General features: G+C 32.7%; 19 protein-coding genes. All 19 read right to left on the bottom strand.

The genetic code is table 11. The annotated features are described in order from the left end of the window. Window positions 1-40: 40 nt before the first annotated feature. A complete protein-coding gene (gene scpA / locus FQU21_RS04825; protein ID WP_147676858.1) occupies window positions 41-2173 on the bottom strand; it encodes a methylmalonyl-CoA mutase in 2133 nt (710 codons plus the stop codon). Continuing rightward, a complete protein-coding gene (locus FQU21_RS04820) occupies window positions 2170-3969 on the bottom strand; it encodes a methylmalonyl-CoA mutase family protein (protein WP_147676857.1) in 1800 nt (599 codons plus the stop codon). The genes scpA and FQU21_RS04820 overlap by 4 nt, the downstream gene beginning before the upstream one ends. An 11-nt stretch (window positions 3970-3980) precedes the next feature. Then, complete coding sequence (locus FQU21_RS04815) at window positions 3981-5270, bottom strand: acetyl-CoA hydrolase/transferase family protein (protein WP_147676856.1); 1290 nt, start codon at window positions 5268-5270, stop codon at window positions 3981-3983. Between the two features lie 58 nt (window positions 5271-5328). Then, window positions 5329-6651, bottom strand: coding sequence for a sodium ion-translocating decarboxylase subunit beta (locus FQU21_RS04810; RefSeq protein WP_147676855.1), 1323 nt, complete (start codon window positions 6649-6651; stop codon window positions 5329-5331). Window positions 6652-6712: 61 nt separating this feature from the next. Then, window positions 6713-7132: an acetyl-CoA carboxylase biotin carboxyl carrier protein gene (locus tag FQU21_RS04805; RefSeq protein ID WP_147676854.1), complete on the bottom strand. Its 420-nt coding sequence runs from the start codon at window positions 7130-7132 to the stop codon at window positions 6713-6715. Window positions 7133-7135: 3 nt separating this feature from the next. Further along, window positions 7136-7495, bottom strand: coding sequence for an OadG family protein (locus FQU21_RS04800; protein ID WP_147676853.1), 360 nt, complete (start codon window positions 7493-7495; stop codon window positions 7136-7138). Then, window positions 7495-9054, bottom strand: coding sequence for an acyl-CoA carboxylase subunit beta (locus FQU21_RS04795; protein WP_147676852.1), 1560 nt, complete (start codon window positions 9052-9054; stop codon window positions 7495-7497). Before FQU21_RS04795 ends, FQU21_RS04800 begins: the two co-directional genes overlap by 1 nt. Before the next feature lie 41 nt (window positions 9055-9095). Further along, window positions 9096-9500 carry a methylmalonyl-CoA epimerase gene (gene mce / locus FQU21_RS04790; RefSeq protein WP_147676851.1) on the bottom strand — a complete coding sequence of 135 codons (405 nt, stop codon included), beginning with the start codon at window positions 9498-9500 and terminating at the stop codon, window positions 9096-9098. Between the two features lie 405 nt (window positions 9501-9905). Further along, window positions 9906-10754, bottom strand: coding sequence for an SDR family oxidoreductase (locus tag FQU21_RS04785; RefSeq protein WP_147676850.1), 849 nt, complete (start codon window positions 10752-10754; stop codon window positions 9906-9908). 76 nt (window positions 10755-10830) lie between these two features. After that, the gene (locus FQU21_RS04780; RefSeq protein ID WP_147676849.1) at window positions 10831-11499 is read right to left on the bottom strand and encodes an aspartate/glutamate racemase family protein; all 669 of its coding nucleotides are present in this window, start codon (window positions 11497-11499) and stop codon (window positions 10831-10833) included. Window positions 11500-11519: 20 nt separating this feature from the next. After that, on the bottom strand, window positions 11520-12521 hold the full coding sequence (locus FQU21_RS04775; protein WP_246124762.1) for an L-histidine N(alpha)-methyltransferase: 1002 nt from the start codon (window positions 12519-12521) through the stop codon (window positions 11520-11522). Between the two features lies 1 nt (window position 12522). Further along, complete coding sequence (gene egtB / locus FQU21_RS04770; protein ID WP_147676848.1) at window positions 12523-13671, bottom strand: ergothioneine biosynthesis protein EgtB; 1149 nt, start codon at window positions 13669-13671, stop codon at window positions 12523-12525. 2 nt (window positions 13672-13673) lie between these two features. Continuing rightward, window positions 13674-14402, bottom strand: a complete 729-nt coding sequence (locus FQU21_RS04765; protein WP_147676847.1) for an SIP domain-containing protein — start codon at window positions 14400-14402, stop codon at window positions 13674-13676. 1 nt (window position 14403) lies between these two features. Continuing rightward, window positions 14404-15018, bottom strand: coding sequence for a ferric reductase-like transmembrane domain-containing protein (locus FQU21_RS04760; protein WP_147676846.1), 615 nt, complete (start codon window positions 15016-15018; stop codon window positions 14404-14406). Between the two features lie 146 nt (window positions 15019-15164). Further along, window positions 15165-15356, bottom strand: a complete 192-nt coding sequence (locus FQU21_RS04755) for a hypothetical protein (RefSeq protein ID WP_147676845.1) — start codon at window positions 15354-15356, stop codon at window positions 15165-15167. A 4-nt stretch (window positions 15357-15360) separates the two neighbouring features. Then, window positions 15361-15990, bottom strand: coding sequence for an O-methyltransferase (locus FQU21_RS04750; RefSeq protein WP_147676844.1), 630 nt, complete (start codon window positions 15988-15990; stop codon window positions 15361-15363). 3 nt (window positions 15991-15993) lie between these two features. Continuing rightward, window positions 15994-16443, bottom strand: a complete 450-nt coding sequence (locus FQU21_RS04745) for a MoaF-related domain-containing protein (RefSeq protein WP_147676843.1) — start codon at window positions 16441-16443, stop codon at window positions 15994-15996. Window positions 16444-16543: 100 nt separating this feature from the next. Further along, window positions 16544-17407, bottom strand: a complete 864-nt coding sequence (locus FQU21_RS04740) for a helix-turn-helix domain-containing protein (protein WP_147676842.1) — start codon at window positions 17405-17407, stop codon at window positions 16544-16546. A 49-nt stretch (window positions 17408-17456) separates the two neighbouring features. Beyond that, entirely contained in the window at window positions 17457-18077 is a 621-nt protein-coding gene (locus FQU21_RS04735) for a MarC family protein (RefSeq protein WP_147676841.1), read from the bottom strand. Window positions 18078-18185: the final 108 nt, after the last annotated feature.

Genomic DNA, 18185 nt, shown 5'->3' with positions numbered 1-18185 from the left:
CAATTAATTAAAAAATTTATATCATGGGATTATTTAAAACTTATTCTTGCTCTAGGTATTTTTCCATAATGGTAATGGCCGATTCTGAAATTACAGTACCAGGACCAAAAATGGCTGCTACTTTTCTTTCTAATAAATAATCGTAATCCTGAGCAGGTATAACACCTCCAGCAAAAACCATAATATCTGGTCGTCCTAATTTTTCTAATTCACCAATTAATTGAGGAATTAAAGTTTTATGACCCGCCGCTAAACTTGAGGCTCCTACAAAATGTACATCATTTTCTATGGCTTGTTTCGCCACTTCTTCTGGCGTTTGAAATAAAGATCCCATATCCACATCGAAACCTAAATCTGCAAAACTAGAAGCGACTACTTTAGCGCCTCTATCGTGACCATCTTGCCCCATTTTTGCAATCATAACTCTTGGTCTGCGCCCTTCAACTTCTTCAAATTTATCGGCTAATTTTTGCGCTTTAGCAAAAGTATCATCGTTATTTACTTCTTTTCCGTACACACCACTTATTAATTTAGTATCCGCTTTATGTCTTCCAAAATGAACTTCTAAAGCATCTGAAATTTCACCTAAAGTAGCAAAATTTTCAGCTGCTTCTACAGCTAATTCTAATAAATTACCTTTTCCGCTACCAGCACAATCTTCCAATGCTTTTAAATTAGCTGCAACCAATTCAGAATTACGTTCCGCTTTCATTTTATTTAAACGGGCAATTTGAGAATCTCTAACCACCGTATTATCTACTTCTAAAATTTCTATGTTAGATTTTTCAGTTGTTTTAAATTTATTCACACCAACTAAAATATCTTGACCAGAATCTAAACGCGCTTGTTTACGAGCCGAAGCTTCTTCAATACGAAGTTTAGGAACACCAGTTTCAATAGCTTTTGCCATGCCACCAAGTTCTTCAACTTCTTCAATTAAAGCCCATGCTTTTTTAGCGATTTCTTGGGTTAAATATTCAACATAATAAGAACCAGCCCAAGGGTCTACAGATTTAGTCATCTGTGTTTCATCTTGAATAAAAATCTGAGTATTACGCGCTATTCTCGCAGAAAAATCGGTTGGCAATGCAATCGCTTCATCTAAGGCATTGGTGTGTAAAGATTGTGTTCCACCTAAAGTGGCAGCCATAGCTTCTACACAAGTTCTAGCAACATTATTAAAAGGATCTTGCTCACTTAAACTCCATCCAGACGTTTGGCTATGCGTACGCAATGCCATTGATTTTGGATTTTTTGGGTTGAAAGACTTAATGATTTTTGCCCATAGCATACGTGCCGCACGCATTTTAGCAATTTCCATAAAGTGATTCATTCCTACTGCCCAGAAGAAGGATAAACGCGGTGCAAATTCATCAATTTTTAAACCAGATTTTAATCCCGTTCTAATATATTCCATACCATCGGCCAAAGTATAAGCCAACTCAATATCTGCCGTTGCCCCTGCTTCTTGCATGTGGTAACCACTAATTGAAATGGAATTAAACTTAGGCATGTTTTTCGTGGTGTAATCAAAAATATCACCAATAATTCTCATGGAAGGTAATGGTGGATAAATGTATGTATTACGCACCATAAATTCTTTTAAAATATCATTTTGGATGGTTCCAGAAAGTTTATCTAAAGCAACACCTTGTTTTCTTGCTGCTGCAATATAAAAAGCCATAATTGGTAATACAGCACCATTCATAGTCATAGAAACCGACATTTTATCTAATGGAATTTGATCGAACAAAATTTCCATATCTAAAATAGAATCTATGGCAACACCAGCTTTACCAACATCTCCCGTTACACGAGGATGATCGGAATCGTAACCACGGTGTGTAGCCAAATCGAAAGCAACAGAAAGTCCTTTTTGACCAGCCGCTAAATTTCTTCTGTAAAAGGCATTAGACTCTTCGGCAGTAGAAAAACCAGCATATTGTCTAATGGTCCAAGGACGCATGGCATACATAGCACTATAAGGCCCTCTTAAAAAAGGAGGCACACCAGCAGCATAACCTAAATGCTCAGCCTCTGCAATGTCTTCTTTTGTGAAATGTTTTTTTACGGGAATGCCTTCGGGAGTATTCCAAACGTGATGATCTTCTGAAACTGCAGCGGTTTGTTTAACGGCTGAATTTAATTTTATATCTGAAAAATCGGGTCTCATACTTCTAAAGTTTTTAAGGTTTTTTGAACTTTATTCTGAATGGCAGAAAGTGTTACAAGTACATCCGATCTCATATTTACAACACCATCTAAACCTAATTCAGTTAATTCGTCCATGTTTTTTGGCGCACCGGCTAACAATAATACTTTATTAGTATTTATAGCTCTAAATGCTTTTATAAAGTTTGTAGCTGTAGCATCGTAATCTTCATCGGAACTACAAATAACCACTACTTGTGAATCTGATTTAGCACTCGCATCGGCAGCCGTAACTGCATCGGCAAAGCTTTCTTCTTGATGCACATCGAAACCACTAACACCAATAAAATCGTAAGCAAAAGCAGCTCTAGCTTTACGCATGGTTAAATTACCATAACTAGCTAATTGAACTATAGGACGTTTTCCCGTTTCTTTTACCAACTCTTCGGTTACTCTACGCATGGCTTCAATTTCTAAAGATGCTCTACGTGGCGTTAATACCTTAGAATTTGTGACGTCTCCTTTGGAAAGTAAATTTTCATCCACAGTTTCCATAAGGTTTGGATATTTATTTATCCCAACCATCGGTGTTCTACGTTGACTAATTAATTTTAATTTTTTCAAGCGAATTTCAGCAATTTGTTCTTGAATAGCTTCAGCTTCAAATGCTTTATAAAAACCACCGTCCGCTTCAATTGCTTTAAATAATTCTAAAGCTTTCTCTGCTATTTTAGAACTTACTTCTTCAATATAATAAGAACCATCGACTGGATTTGAAACTTTTCCGAAGTACGATTCTTCTTTTAAAATAGTAGTAATATTACCCGCTATTCGACTAGAAAAATCTGAAGGCGTTTTAAATTCCTTATCGTAAGGATCGATTAAAACCCCATCGACATTTCCTAAAATGGCCGACATGGCTTCGGTAGTACAACGCAATAAATTAGTTTCGGCATCGGTAATAGATTTGCTCCAAATAGAAGTTTTAGCGGTAATAATATTGCTATATTTTGCAACGCCATATTTATTGGCCACTTCGGCTAATAAGTTATTAAAGGCTCTAAATTTGCCTATTTCAACAAAATATTCCAAACCAATAGCTAATAAAAAGTTTGAATTATTTAAAATATATTGAACCGAAATGCCTTTTTTATTTAATTTTTCAATTAAAAAAACTAAAGAATTTAAGGTGTAAGCTATTTCTTGAACTTGATTGGCTCCTGAATCTAAATACTCGGTTCCGGAGATGGTAATAGCTTTAAATTTTGGAAAATCTTCAGTTAATTTTATAAGTTCTGCTAGTTCATCTATTTTACTATCGTTAAAATTTCCAGTAGTAACATAGTTAGAAATAACGCTTGTATTTATGTATCCTTTTAAGGCTTTACCCTTTGCAAAAGCAACTAAATCCTTAGTAAAAACGACGGCGTTATTATAAAGTTCAAACGAAACTGTTATAGCTTCTAAATCGATACCTTTTAAAAGTTCTTCAACAGAAACCGTTTCTAATAATTGAAAAATAATACCGGTTATACCTTCTTCAATCGCTTTTAAAGCTAGTTCATTTCCAGATTCTGCACAACAAACAGCCACCTTACGGTAATTCACTAAAGACTGCGAATTTTCGCCGGTATTTTTAAGCTGTGTAATTTTGTTTTCAAGATTATAACAAGGCTGAAAATTAATTCCAGTGAGGTTTTTCCAAACTAGTTTTCTATCAAAATCGGCCCCCTTTAAATCTGCGGTCACTCTTTCCATCCACTGCTCGGTAGAAACCGGAGGGAAATCTGAAAAAAGTTTTTTGTTTTTATTGTCCATAATAATTAATATTATTTTATCATTAAACTACTTCCAAATCTTTCAAAAATAGCTTTATCTAATTCTTCTCTATGATCGGGATGTGCAATGTCTCTAAGCGCTTGTGCACGTTGTTTAAGGTTTCTGCCAAATAATTCGGCTATACCATATTCTGTAGCTATAAACCTAGCGTGTGCACGGGTTGTTACTACACCGGCACCGGTTTTTAACACTGGTGTTATTTTAGAAACCCCTTTTCCTGTTGTAGAAGTAATGGCGCAAATTGGTTTTCCGCCTTCCGATAATGCCGCACCACGCATAAAATCCATTTGCCCACCAACTCCGGAAAACATTCTTTGCCCAATAGAATCGGCACAAATTTGTCCTGTTAAATCTACTTCAATCGCAGAATTTATCGCGGTTACCTTTGGATTCTTTCTAATTATAGAGGTATCATTTACATATCCAATATCATTCATTTCAATTTCAGGATTATCATCCATAAAATCGTATAAACGACGTGTTCCCATAGCAAAACCAGAAACTATTTTATAAGGATTAGTTTTCTTTTTAGAACCGTTTACAACTCCTTTTTTTACTAAATCTACCACACCTTCAGAAAACATTTCGGTATGTACCCCTAAATTTTTGTGGTTATGTAAAAATGTTAAAACAGCATTTGGAATACCACCAATACCCATTTGAAGCGTTGCGCCATCATCAATAATTTCTGCAATGTTTTTACCTATTGATTTTTCAATTTCTGAAGGTTCTACAAAACTCATTTCATAGATTTCTTCTTCTATTTCAACACAAGCATCAAAATGTTTTAAATGTATTTGAGCATCACCAAAAGTACGAGGCATACGCGAATTAATTTGAGCGATAACCTTTTTACCTTGTTCAATACCCGAAATAACAATATCTACGGACACTCCCAATGAGCAAAACCCATGTTTATCTGGAGGCGACACATTTACCATTACCACATCTAAATCCATATAACCTTGACGGAATAAACTAGGAATTTCACTTAAAAAAACGGGAATATAATCTACGGTATTTCCAACCATTTTACGAATGTTTCCACCGATAAAAAAAGCATTGGTATGAAAACTTTCTCTTAATTCTGGTGCGGTATATCCACAAGCTCCTTCTGTATGCAAATGTACAAGTTCAACATTTCTTAATTCATGAGCTCTAGCCACCATTGCGTTTATTAGTGCTTGTGGTGTTGCCGAACCTCCTTGAATTAAAACTCTATCGTTAGATTTTATTAACTTAACAGCCTCATCTGCTGTCATTTTATTTGGTATTTTCATTTTATAAAAAATTTAAAAATTGCTGTTTGTTCATTTTAATAATTAAAAGAACCATGTTTTAACCTAAGAAACTTAATATGATCCCTGCAGCAATAGCAGACCCAATAACTCCTGAAACATTTGGAGCCATAGCGTGCATTAATAAATAGTTTGTTGGATCTGATTTTAATCCTTCGGTATGTACAACTCGGGCACTATCGGGAACAGCAGAAACGCCTGCCGCACCAATTAAAGGATTTATTTTATTATCGCCTTTTAGGAATAGATTCATAAATTTAGCAAATAATAGTCCGCCACAAGTAGCAATTACAAAGGAGGTAGCTCCTAGTCCAAATATTAACATAGAATCTTTGGTGATAAAAATATCTGCTTGTGTAGAGGCACCAACAGTTACCCCAAGTAAAATAGTAACAATATCAATTAATTTGGTTCGTGCTGTATCAGCTAACCGTTCTGTTCTTCCAGATTCTTTTAGTAAGTTACCAAAGAATAACATCCCTAATAACGGTAATGAGCTAGGTGAAATAAAAGTTGTTAAAATTAAAGCCACTACAGGGAAAATCATTTTTTCTTTTTGTGTTACCGCTCTTGGTGGTTTCATTCTAATTTTTCTATCTTTTTTAGAAATTAACAAGCGCATTAAAGGCGGTTGAATTACGGGTACTAATGCCATATAAGAGTATGCTGCAATAGCGATTGGCCCAATTAAGTTTTTAACCGTTGTACCATCTGGCATAATGTTAACTCCGTTTGCTAGTTTAGATGAAAGGAATATGGCTGTTGGGCCATCGGCACCACCAATAATACCTATTGCACCCGATTCAGGAAGATTAAAGCCTAAATAAAGAGCACCTAAAAACGTTGCAAATACACCTATTTGTGCCGCACCGCCTAAAAGCATTAATTTAGGATTTGCAATTAGTGACGAGAAATCCGTCATAGCACCAATACCCAAGAAAATTAGTGGTGGATATATCCCTTTGACGACACCAAAATAAAGGTAATTTAAAACAGATCCTGTTTCATAAATCCCCGTTTGATTTCCGGCCACAAAAGGAATATTACCGAGTATAACACCGGCGCCAATTGGAATTAATAATAAAGGTTCGTAATCGTATTTAATTCCTAAATAAATAAAAACGATTCCTATAATTATCATAATGACATTTCCTGAGCTTGAATTAGCAAACCCTGTGTAACTGTAAAACGTTTTTATTCCATTAAGAGCTCCATCGAAAACACCTTCACCTTCTGAAAGTTCAACTTGCGTTGTTGATACAGAAGTATTGTTTGTAGAGTTCGTATCTGCGCCTAATCCGAATACTGGTCTAATAAAGATCAATAAGGATAAAACACTAAATACTAATATTAGTTTCTTCATTTTTTTATCTTTTTAGATAATAATTAGTTTACTTTTTTTAATAACATGAACTTTAAAATAACTACTCTAGTTCTATCATTAAAGCGTCTTGTAAAACCTGTTCGCCCACCGCAACATGTATAGCTGTAACGACTCCAGATTTTTCTGCAACTATATTATTTTCCATTTTCATAGCTTCCAGAACTAATAATAAATCGTTTTCTTTAATAGTATCTCCTACTTTTATATTGAGAGACATTATTACCCCTGGTATGGGTGCAACAATTTTACTTGTTTTCGACTTAGCATTTACTTTTAAAGGCTGAACCGGTTGCTTAGAGGCAGAACGTACCAGCGTAGGAGTTTTACTTTTCTTAATATCGGCTTCCATAATCACATCATAAATCGTTCCGTTGACTTCTAATTTGATGATGTTATCTTCGTGAGATTTTATATTTACGGTGTACCCGTTTTCGTTGACTTTAAATTTATAACTTTTCATATTTTATAATCTATTTTGAGTTCCATATATTTTAGAACTCCAAGGTGAATATGGTTTTTTAACTTGTTTTATTGTTAAAATAGCACTTTCAAAATCATGCTGTTCGCTTGTGTACATATGAACGGCAGCGCCGATAACAGCCGATATTTCTCCTGTAAAACCGCTATCGCTTTTAACCTTAATTTCGCTTACTTTTTTATCTTTTCCTTTTGTTATTATTTTATATACATAAAGTAATATTGGTAATCCGAAATTAAAGAAAAGCGCTAGTGTTATTAAGGCACTAAAAACAATTAACAACCCTGTAATTAGTATCACGTAACCTTCACTTATTGGATCTGTAGTTAATAGTATGTGTATCATTATAATGGAATGTTTGAATGTTTCTTAGGTGGATTTACTTCTTTTTTGTTTTGAAGCAATTCTAATGCTCTAACAATTCTGAAACGTGTATTTCTAGGTTCGATAACATCATCAATAAAGCCGTATTTCGCTGCTTGGTATGGGTTTGCAAATCGTTGCGTGTACTCGTCTTCTTTTTTCTGGATATAGTCTTCTTTTTCAGAAGCATCTTCTATTTTTCTAATATTAGAGCCTTCTAAAACTTCAACTGCACCTTTAGCCCCCATAACGGCAATTTCTGCTGTTGGCCATGCGTAATTTAAATCGCCTCTTAATTGTTTACAGCTCATAACATCGTGAGCACCACCGTAAGATTTACGTAACGTAATAGTTACTTTAGGTACTGTAGCTTCGCCATAAGCAAATAATAATTTAGCACCGTGTAAAATAATACCACCATATTCTTGCCCCGTTCCAGGTAAGAACCCAGGGACATCAACTAGGGTTACTATTGGAATATTGAAGGAATCGCAAAAACGAACAAATCGGGCCGCTTTTCTTGAAGCATCAATATCTAAAACACCAGCGTAATATTTTGGTTGGTTGGCAACTATACCAACTGGATGACCATTAAATCTAGCAAAACCAACACAAATATTTCTCGCGTAGTTTCTGTGAACTTCTGTAAACTCACCATTATCGGTTAATATTGAAATGACATCCACAATATCATAAGGTTGATTAGGATTTTCTGGTATAATATCATTTAAAGCATCTTCTAATCTATCGATGGGGTCATTACATTCAAGTACTGGTGCTTCTTCTAAATTATTAGAAGGCATGTAGCTTAATATCTTACGAATTAATAATAAGTTTTCCTCATCACTTTCCGCTAAAAAGTGAGACACCCCAGATCGTGTTGAATGAATTTTAGCACCACCTAATTGTTCTGCTGTTACCACTTCACCTGTTACCGATTTTACGACTTTAGGTCCGGTAACAAACATGTAACTTGTTTCTTCCGTCATAATAGTAAAGTCTGTTAATGCTGGAGAATAAACGGCTCCACCAGCACAAGGTCCTAATATGGATGATATTTGAGGAATAACGCCCGAAGCCATTATATTTCTTTGAAAAATCTCTGCATATCCTGCTAAAGATCTTACACCTTCTTGAATACGAGCACCACCAGAATCATTTAAACCTATTACCGGTACGCCAATTTTCATGGCCATATCCATAACTTTACAAATCTTTAGAGCATAGGTTTCAGATAATGAACCTCCAAAAACGGTGAAATCTTGGGCAAAAAGATATACTATCCTTCCATCAATAGTACCATGTCCGGTAACCACACCATCCGAAAGGTAAACTTGTTTATCTAAACCAAAAGATTTTGTTCTATGAGTAACAAACATGTCGAATTCTTCAAAACTATCGTCGTCCAAAAGAATATCTATACGTTCACGAGCGGTTAATTTACCTTTTGCATGCTGAGAGTCGATACGTTTTTCTCCACCTCCCAACTTGGCCTCTGCTCTTTTTTCTATAAGCTCGTTAATTTTGTCTTGATTTGCCATAAATTTAATATTTTGCTTATCTATTTTTTTTATTCAAATTATTATTCTTTTGAACATAGTTCCGTAAGAACACCTAAAGTAGATTTTGGATGTAGAAACCCAATATTTAAACCTTCAGCGCCTTTTCTAGATTCCTTATCTATAAGTCTTACGCCACGATCTTCGGCTATTTTTAATGCTTCGGTTGCATTTGGTACGGCGAAAGCTAAGTGATGTATTCCAGGGCCTTTTTTCTCTATAAACTTACCAATAGGGCCATCGGGAGAGGTGCTTTCTAATAATTCAATTTTTGTAGTACCTACCAAAAAAAAGGCTGTCTTCACTTTCTGATCGACAACCTCTTCTATAGAATAACATTTTAATCCTAAAACGTCCTCATAATATTTTATGGATTCTTCTAGATTTTCTACTGCAATACCTAAATGTTCTATATGCGATATATTCATAACTGTGATGTTTAATTTCAACAAATTTAGTATAGATCAAGTTTTAAAAACATGACAGATATCACGTTATGTAAGATTATGTTTATTATTTTTTAATTATTAATTAAAATAATTATCAAAATCATATTTTTTTATTTTTATGCTATAATTTCTTGTTTTTTAAAATAATCTATTTCTTAAAAACCCGATTCTTTTAATGTGTTAATTTTTAAATAGATAACAAAAAAAAGGTGTATTGTTTAAAAACAATACACCTTTTTTTTATAAATCAATTCTATATTTTTTTTTGAACTCAACTTTTAAGTCCTAAAATAATCCTGATCTTATTTTTAGATGGTTCAATAAAGTTATAATCTCAAAATATAAAGAGCCTTTAGCACAACACTACGCTTTAAAAATAATAGGCTATATATTTTTAAACACTTCCATCATATTTATAGTTGATATATGTGGTCGTGCCGCTGCTTTTTCAAAATCTGAAGTAACGTTATAAGCCCCACCTTTGATACCTTCATAAATTCCAGCAATAATAGTTCCCATAAAATCGCCCAAAGCTTTGGTTCTTTCGTCTTTATACTCATTTACAGAAACAGAATTAAAAACAAGATCTGTATTAAAAACTTGATTTATTTTATGTGTAAGTTCTGTTTGCGTTATTGCATCACCAACAAGATTATACACTTGTCCGGTATGCTTATCTTCAATCAACATTTTGGCATAGGCATATCCTAATTCATCTCTACTTGTGTACGTGCATTTTCCATTGGCCGCACAATTCCTTATTTCACCTTCTTTAACATACGTATCTATGTATTCTAAATCGGGTTCAATATAAATACCGTTTCGTCCTATTACCCATTCTAAACCAGAATTTTTGACGTCATTTTCTGTTTGTCGGTTGGTTTGTACTATCGGGCTAAACGCATTACCCTGTTCTGCTCCAACAATACTGGTATACACTATTTTTTTAACACTATTAGTTTTGGCTGCTTCAATTACATTTCTATGCTGTTCTATTCGTTTATCAGGCGCGTCCATTCCAGAAACAAGTAAAACGGCATCAACACCTTTTAAAGCTGTATTAAAATCTTTGCGGTTATTGTAGTCCCCTTTTCTAATTTCAACACCTAAACATTCGGCTTTCTTTGGTGTTCTAGCAATACCTATTACATTTTCTTTGCCAATTTGGGTAATGAGATGATTAACTATTGAAGCGCCTAATTTTCCACTTGCTGATGTTACTGCTATTTTCATAATTAAATGTATTTATAACCTATTAATAAAGACAAAGATCTGGTTTTTTGATTATTATATATTGATGCATGTAAGGCTAAAAATGGTAAATGTTTACCGCCCCTTTTATTTGAGCATCTGCCATATCCAAAAGGTGTTTATGGTTATTTGGCTTTAAAATGGACAACTCTGTACACGCCATTATTACAGGCGTATTAGTCGCGTATTGATTAATTAATAGATGGTAGGCTTCAATTAAATCTTCAGTTTCTGCTTCATTATAAATCTCTGTTCTCACCCTATCTATAAACTTCATATCCTTTTCTGAAGGAGCAATAACGGTAATACCTTCAGCCTTAAAAGCATCACTAATATAGGTTGATTTCATACTGAAAAGAGAACCGAATAAAACGACTTTATTCCATTTATTTTCTTTAATTTTTGAAATGGTTAAATCAATAGGATGCAGTATCTTTTTATTAATTTTTAACCGATCCACAGTTTCGTGAAGAGTGATATTCGGAATTAATATATACTCGATATCTAGTTGTTCTATCTCTTTTATATATGCATTAACAATGGAATCTAATTGTTTAGACGTATTTGGTAAAAGCGTATTAATTGCATTAAAATTAGTATTTAATAGCCATAATGGGCATGTACTGTAGCTCCCCTTTTTGTCCTGAAATTCAGCATTTAATCTACTTAAGTAAAATGAAGTTGAACGACTGCCTAAGCCTAAAACGGCTAATTTGGGTTTATCCATTATAAATAACTTATCAATTTTTAATGTCTTGAAAGAATATAATCTGCAAAATAATTTTTACTATCCATAATTTTAGTTTCTAATGTAAAATCGGTATTTGAAATGATTTCCTCAATTAAGACGTCATTATATTTTCTTGAAATTTCAGTATTAATTTTTTCACCAGCTTTAAATTGAAACGTAGCTTCTAATGCTTTTATCTCTACCGTTTGATTCTTTTTGCTAACAATAAAACTTTCTGCAACACCATCGGTCTCATTATATTCTGGTTGATGTTTGAAGTTATCAAGATTAAAATCTCCACCTAGCTCTTCGTTAATTCTTTCTAAAAGATTAAGATTAAATTTAGCGGTAATGCCTTTGCTATCATTATAAGCAGGTAAAACAATATCTTTAGATTTTATTAAATCGACTCCAAGTAGTAATTTATCCCCAGCTTTTAGATTAGCACCTAAATTATAAATAAATTGTGCAGCCATAGCATCGTTCATGTTTCCAATATTGGACCCTAAAAACAAGATAATTTTAGGATTCGCACTCGCTTTTAAATTCAATAAAACCTCAAAATAATCACCTTGCTGCGTTTTTACTGATACATTAGGTAAAACCTTATTTAAATCTTCTTCTAATAAATGCAATGCGTTTTTTGAAATATCGATAGGCAAATAATCAAAATCGAAATTTTGGGCATCTAATGCACTTAATAACTTTTTTGTTTTTAAACCATCGCCAGCTCCAAGTTCTATTAATTCAAAATAAGAGTCTTTATTTAAAGCCAATTCTTTAATTAAACCTTCTGTTTTATTTTGAAAAATATCCAATTCACTTCGGGTTAAATAATACTCTGGAAGATTCATGATTTCAACAAAAAGCGCATCACCCACTTTATTATAAAAATATTTTGAGGGCAGTGTTTTAGGAGATGCATTGAGTCCATTTTCTACATCTTTTTTAAAAGTATTAAGCATTTCTGAATTTTCTAAAACTTTGAAAATCGGCTTATTTTTTACTGTTTCAATCATATTATTTTGCTAATCTAATTCCTGTAAATTGCCATTTGGTGGTTGAGCCGAAAAAGTTTCTGTAAGTCGGCCGACTATGCTGCTGTGATGTCGCTACAGAAGCGCCTCTCAACACCATTTTATTACTCATAAATTTGCCGTTGTATTCGCCAACAGCTCCATTTTCTTTTTTAAAGTTTGGATATGGTAAATATGCACTGTTAGTCCATTCCCAACGTTTTCCCCAATCTAAGTGTTTTGCTGCAATCTCCCATTCAAACTCGGTTGGTAATCGCATATTTTTCCATTCTGCAAACGCGTGAGCTTCGAAATAACTGATATGACTTAATATGGAGGTTTTATCTATTTGTTGTAATCCTGCAAGGGTATAATTATACCATTCGCCTTCAATTTTATGCCAATATAGCGGTGCTTTTATCTTATTTGTATTTACCCAAGACCAGCCTTCATCTAACCAAAGGTTAAAATTGGAATACCCGCCAGCTTCCATAAATTCTAGAAACTCACCATTGGTAACTAACTGATTATGTATTTCAAAATCGTCCACATAAACTTGATGTACCCCAAGCTCATTATCATAACAAAAGTCTTGTCCTTGGTGTCCTATTTTATAAATACCTGCATTTATTTTTACAATGTTATCACTTTTATTTTTATCTTCAATTAAATTGAAGTCCTCATTAAAGACAGGGAAAATAGGATTATGTCCCAACATGTATTTTACATCTGTTACTAGTAATTCCTGATGCTGTTGTTCGTGATTTAATCCTAAGATAACTAAATCTATTATTTGTTTATCGGTTGTTTGCTCTAAAAAATCTTGCATTTTAGAATCTATGTACTCACGATATTTAAAGATTTTTTCTGTACTAGGCCGAGACATATTACCTCTGTTATTTTGCAATATTCTATCACCAACATTATTATAATAACTATTAAATAGAAAGTTGAAATTAGAATCGAATTCCACATAATCTTCTGAATAATTTTTAAGAATAAAAGTTTCGAAAAACCAAGTAGTATGTGCCAAATGCCATTTTGCTGGACTCACAAATGGCACGACTTGAATAGAAAAATCTTCAATTTCTAAATGGCTACAAAATTGGATAGTAGCTTCTCTAATGTCTTTATACTTTTTACGAATACTCATTTTTATTCCAATCCTTTTTTTTCTGGATTCCAAAACGGTTTAATCTTTATCTGTTTGGAATTCCAATGCAATTCTTTTCTAAAATAATGATTTAAAGGTACACAAATACGACTATACCCTGCTATATAAACCATTTTATTTCCTTTCATCTTAGCCACAAGTTCTTTTACTATAGTTAAAATTTCATCTATGTCATTTTCTTCTAATTGATAGAATTTAAATGGTTTTTTGCCATTAATATCTTCAAAAAAATCATTAGAATCTTGACTATAAATTAAACTTTCAACTTGCTTAGACTTTGGTAAATTACGATTTATTATATATAAATGCGATAATGCCGATAAATCTCCAATCATCAAATAGCTGTCTGCGGAATTATCAATTAAAAAATGACCTTTCTTCCATTTGAAATAAACGGTTTCACCCACTTTACAGTGCTCGACCCATTGCGCGCCAATACCTCGGCTTTCGGTTGAAATGGCCAGATCTAAATAACCTTCGGTTTTGTTAATATCCCAAACGCTATAACTCCTCACTTTGTCTTTCATTGACAGCTCGTCATTTCCAATACCAATACCTAAACGTATAAAATAACCGGGCTCAAAATCTTGTTTTTTTATGCCTTCACTTTTAATCCTTACTTTATAAACAATGTTCGATAATTTTTCCTTCTTATCAATGATGGCTTTTTCTAGCACCATCTTTTTTAATAGGTTTTCTACTAAACTCATTTTATTTTTTTTGGCGTATCGCTATTAATTTTTCTTTCACTATAGGCACTCGAATTATAAAGCCTAAACCAACTATTACAGCATATATAATCCAAGTTTTATCTAAAATAGCAACATGAAGTAGACTTAAAAAGATAGCTACATAAGCTAGACTTTGGAGTTTTTTCCAATTCCTTTTAAGTTTTTTCATGGACTTTCTATTGGAAGTAAAAAACAATGGAATAAGTATTAAAACGGCTATAAAACCAGCGATATAATTAACCTGAGTAAAGGTTTCAGAAAAACCTTCGGCTGCTATAAAAATTATAAAATGAATTAAACTCCAAATAGCAGTTGCAATCCCCATAGCCTGTCTTACAAAGAGATTATTAACACCAAAAAGAATAAAAAATGGTGTACAGGTTAATACGGCCGTCATCCAACGAATAGCGAATTCACCCGAAACATGATAGAGCATTTCTATGGTAGTTCTTCCTTCTCCAACGGTATTTTCTGCAAAAGAAAGTGCTATACCATTAGAAAAATCAATGTTTATCATTCTCAAAATAACCAATAATGGTAAGCTTGCCAAAATGGTTACAATGATCCATCCGTAATTTTTTTTCAAAATATTCATAGTCTATTTTTAATACATGGTGTTATTATTCAAGGTCTGTTTTGCTGTTTGTTATATGCCACACTTCTTACGAAACCCATAGCTTTCACAGGATAGGCCTTTTGCTACCGCATTATTATTCTAATGCAAATCCTTAATTTGAACTATTAAGATTTTAATTGCGCTAATTCTTTTTCTAAGGCTTCTGCTTTTTCTTTAAACTTTTGCATGGCTTTTTTTAGTTGCCCTACTTTTTTTAAGGCATCTTCATCTTGAACCGCTTTATAAATAGTTTCACCGTTAATAGTTTTTATTACTGCTTTCGCCGCACAAGTTGGGCAATTTGCTATATCACTCATAAGATTATCTTTTATTACGTATTAATACCACTTTACCTTTAAATTTCGAGGTCATTTGGTAGGTTTTGTTTTTAGAAATGGTGTTTGAAAACACCTGCGATGCTTTCATATTTGCATTGTCCACATAAATTAAAGTATGACTTCTAAAATTAGGTTCAAGCATTTGAAATAATATTAAATACAAATCTTTCCAACCGTCCAGAAACAATAAATCAATAGGCTTATCATGACCTTTTAATGCTTCCATTGCATCCCCTATCCTCATTTCAATATGGTTTTCTACACCTGCTTTTTTAAAGTTTTCTACAGCCCGTTTAGCTTTAGTTTCAATTAATTCTGTTGTTATAATATGACCATTGGTTTCTAAAACGCCTTGTGCTAAATACAAGGTCGAAATACCAAAAGAAGTTCCAAATTCCACGATATTTTTATACTGATTTTCTACAATTAAGCTTTTTAGAAACGCACCTTGTGTTTTTGTTATTGAAAGATATATATCTTTAAAATCTAGAAGTTGCATGGGCCGAAATACACTCTTAGACAAAGCTTTTAGAATTTTAATTTGATCTTTTTTAGAATCGTTAAATAAATGATTTAACGTATATTCTATCTGGCTTGTTGGTTGTATCAACATAAATCAATTCATCTTTTTTAAATGATCGATAACTCCTGTTTTAAATACCGTTTTTAAAGTTCTTTCCGGTTTATTTTTATACCCCACTATTATAGAGCTGTGGATTGTCATTTTTTCCAAATCAAAAACAATAGTTAAATAATCGCTTAATCCCGTTTCGTGCCAATTTACTAAATACATATTATTCCCAATTTTACGAGAACGGTATGGAATATCTTGGTTACCATTACCTTTTCTTGGCCCGATAATCCATTCGTATTGTGCCTTTCCGTTTTTAAATTCCATGTGTAAAGCAGTCCCATTTTGATACTGAAAGTTTAAGGAATAACCATCCATATAATGCTCATCTACTCCAAATTGAAATTTTGTGTTTTCTAAAGTTTTTTCTTGTGAAAAACTGAGCCCGATACTAAATAGTACCAAACCCATACAGGCTATAAATTTTGTATTCATTTTATTAGGTTTTAAAGTTTGATACAAAATTGCATCATTACTCTAGAACCTGAAAGGTTAATATTCGAATGAAAATGGTAAATGTGGGAACAGTTGGTTTTTACAAACTCGATTTAAACTGTTTTGGAGTCATTCCTGTATGTTTTTTAAAGAATTTAGTGAAATTAGTAACTTCATCAAAACCAACTTCAAACGCAATTTCTTTAAAACTTTTATCGGTAATTACAATGGCTCTTTTAGCCTCTAGAATAACGTACTGATCTATAAATATTTTTGCCGTATTCAAGGTGAAATCCTTTACTGTTTTATTTAAATATTTAGCAGAAATAAACATGAGTTCAGCATAATCTTTAACATTTCTTGTTTTGATATAATGCGCTTCAACCAAATCTTTAAACTGAATAAAAATGGCATGATACTTTTGGTTTATACTTAGCAATTTGCCTGTATTAGATTGACGTTCCAATCGTAATAAATACAAATTTAATAAAGCCGCCACAATATTCTTTTGAGCATAGGTATTATCATGAGTTAATTCTAATGTTAGTTCTTTTATAAATAACTCATTCCCCAATGTATCGTTAAAAATAGGAGAAGTTATATGATAATTGTATAGGTGTGAAATAATATTAATTGAAGATTTCGAAAAATGATTAAGTACAAAACGCTCTGTAAATATAATTAAAACGCCCTCATAGTCTGCACCTTTCTGAAAAGCATGCACCTGACCTTTTGCTATTTTTAATACCGATCCTGCTTTTAAAGTGTAATCCTTTAAATCAATTTGATGGCTCCCTGTTCCCTTGGTAACCATGAGTAAAGCGAAAAAATTTACTCTATGTGGATCGGTAGGGTTATGATTTTGAATTTCTGGTATTCTAGCAAAAAAATTGCTTAAATTCAAAAACTCAAAATCTGTTGACTCTTCCGAGCTTTGAAATGATATGTTAGTTATATATTTCAAATCTATTTTTCTCTAAATTCTATTAAATATAAATATTTTACGAGGTAAGTTAAGATAATAAGTTAAACGAAATTTTTATCCCTGTAATCACCATACCGGTTCCAATAATAGCGATAATTAATCCCATTATTTTTCCTATAACAGAAATAACATTATTCCCCACTATCCTTACAATAGCATCACTTAATCGAAAGGTAAAATAGGTTAACAAACTCATAGAGCCAAATATTGCAATCACCAATATAATATGAATGGTTTGAACGTTTGCCACAAAATTCATGGCCGTTACAATAGTTCCTGGTCCTGCTAAAATAGGAATAGCAAGTGGTGAAACTGCTATATTTTCATCCACGTTAACATGTTCTAGGCTTTTAACATTTGACTTTTTAGATTGTAACATTTCAAAACCTATATAAAATATTAAAATTCCACCTGTAATTTTAAATGCAGGAATACTAATATTAAACAACTCAAAAATATACTTTCCTAAAAGCACAAAAACAGTAACAATTATAAATGCAGTAATATTGGCTCTTTTATTTATATCCCGCTTATTTTTTTTGTCGTAACCTTGAGTTAAAGATAAAAAAACCGTCATATTAGAAATAGGGTTTGTTATTGCAAAAAAGCCAGTAAATACCGTAATTGAAAATGTAAGTAGGTTATCCATTAATAATTTATTTTTGTTAACAACAAATTAGGACTTAATTGTTTTAACAAGTTAATTTTCTTTTCAAATTTAATAATACGAAATTAAGAAAGGGAATAAAAATAAATC

The organism is Algibacter pacificus (assembly GCF_008033385.1).
Taxonomy (GTDB): domain Bacteria; phylum Bacteroidota; class Bacteroidia; order Flavobacteriales; family Flavobacteriaceae; genus Algibacter; species Algibacter pacificus.
This window is presented reverse-complemented; position numbering and strand designations above follow the sequence as displayed.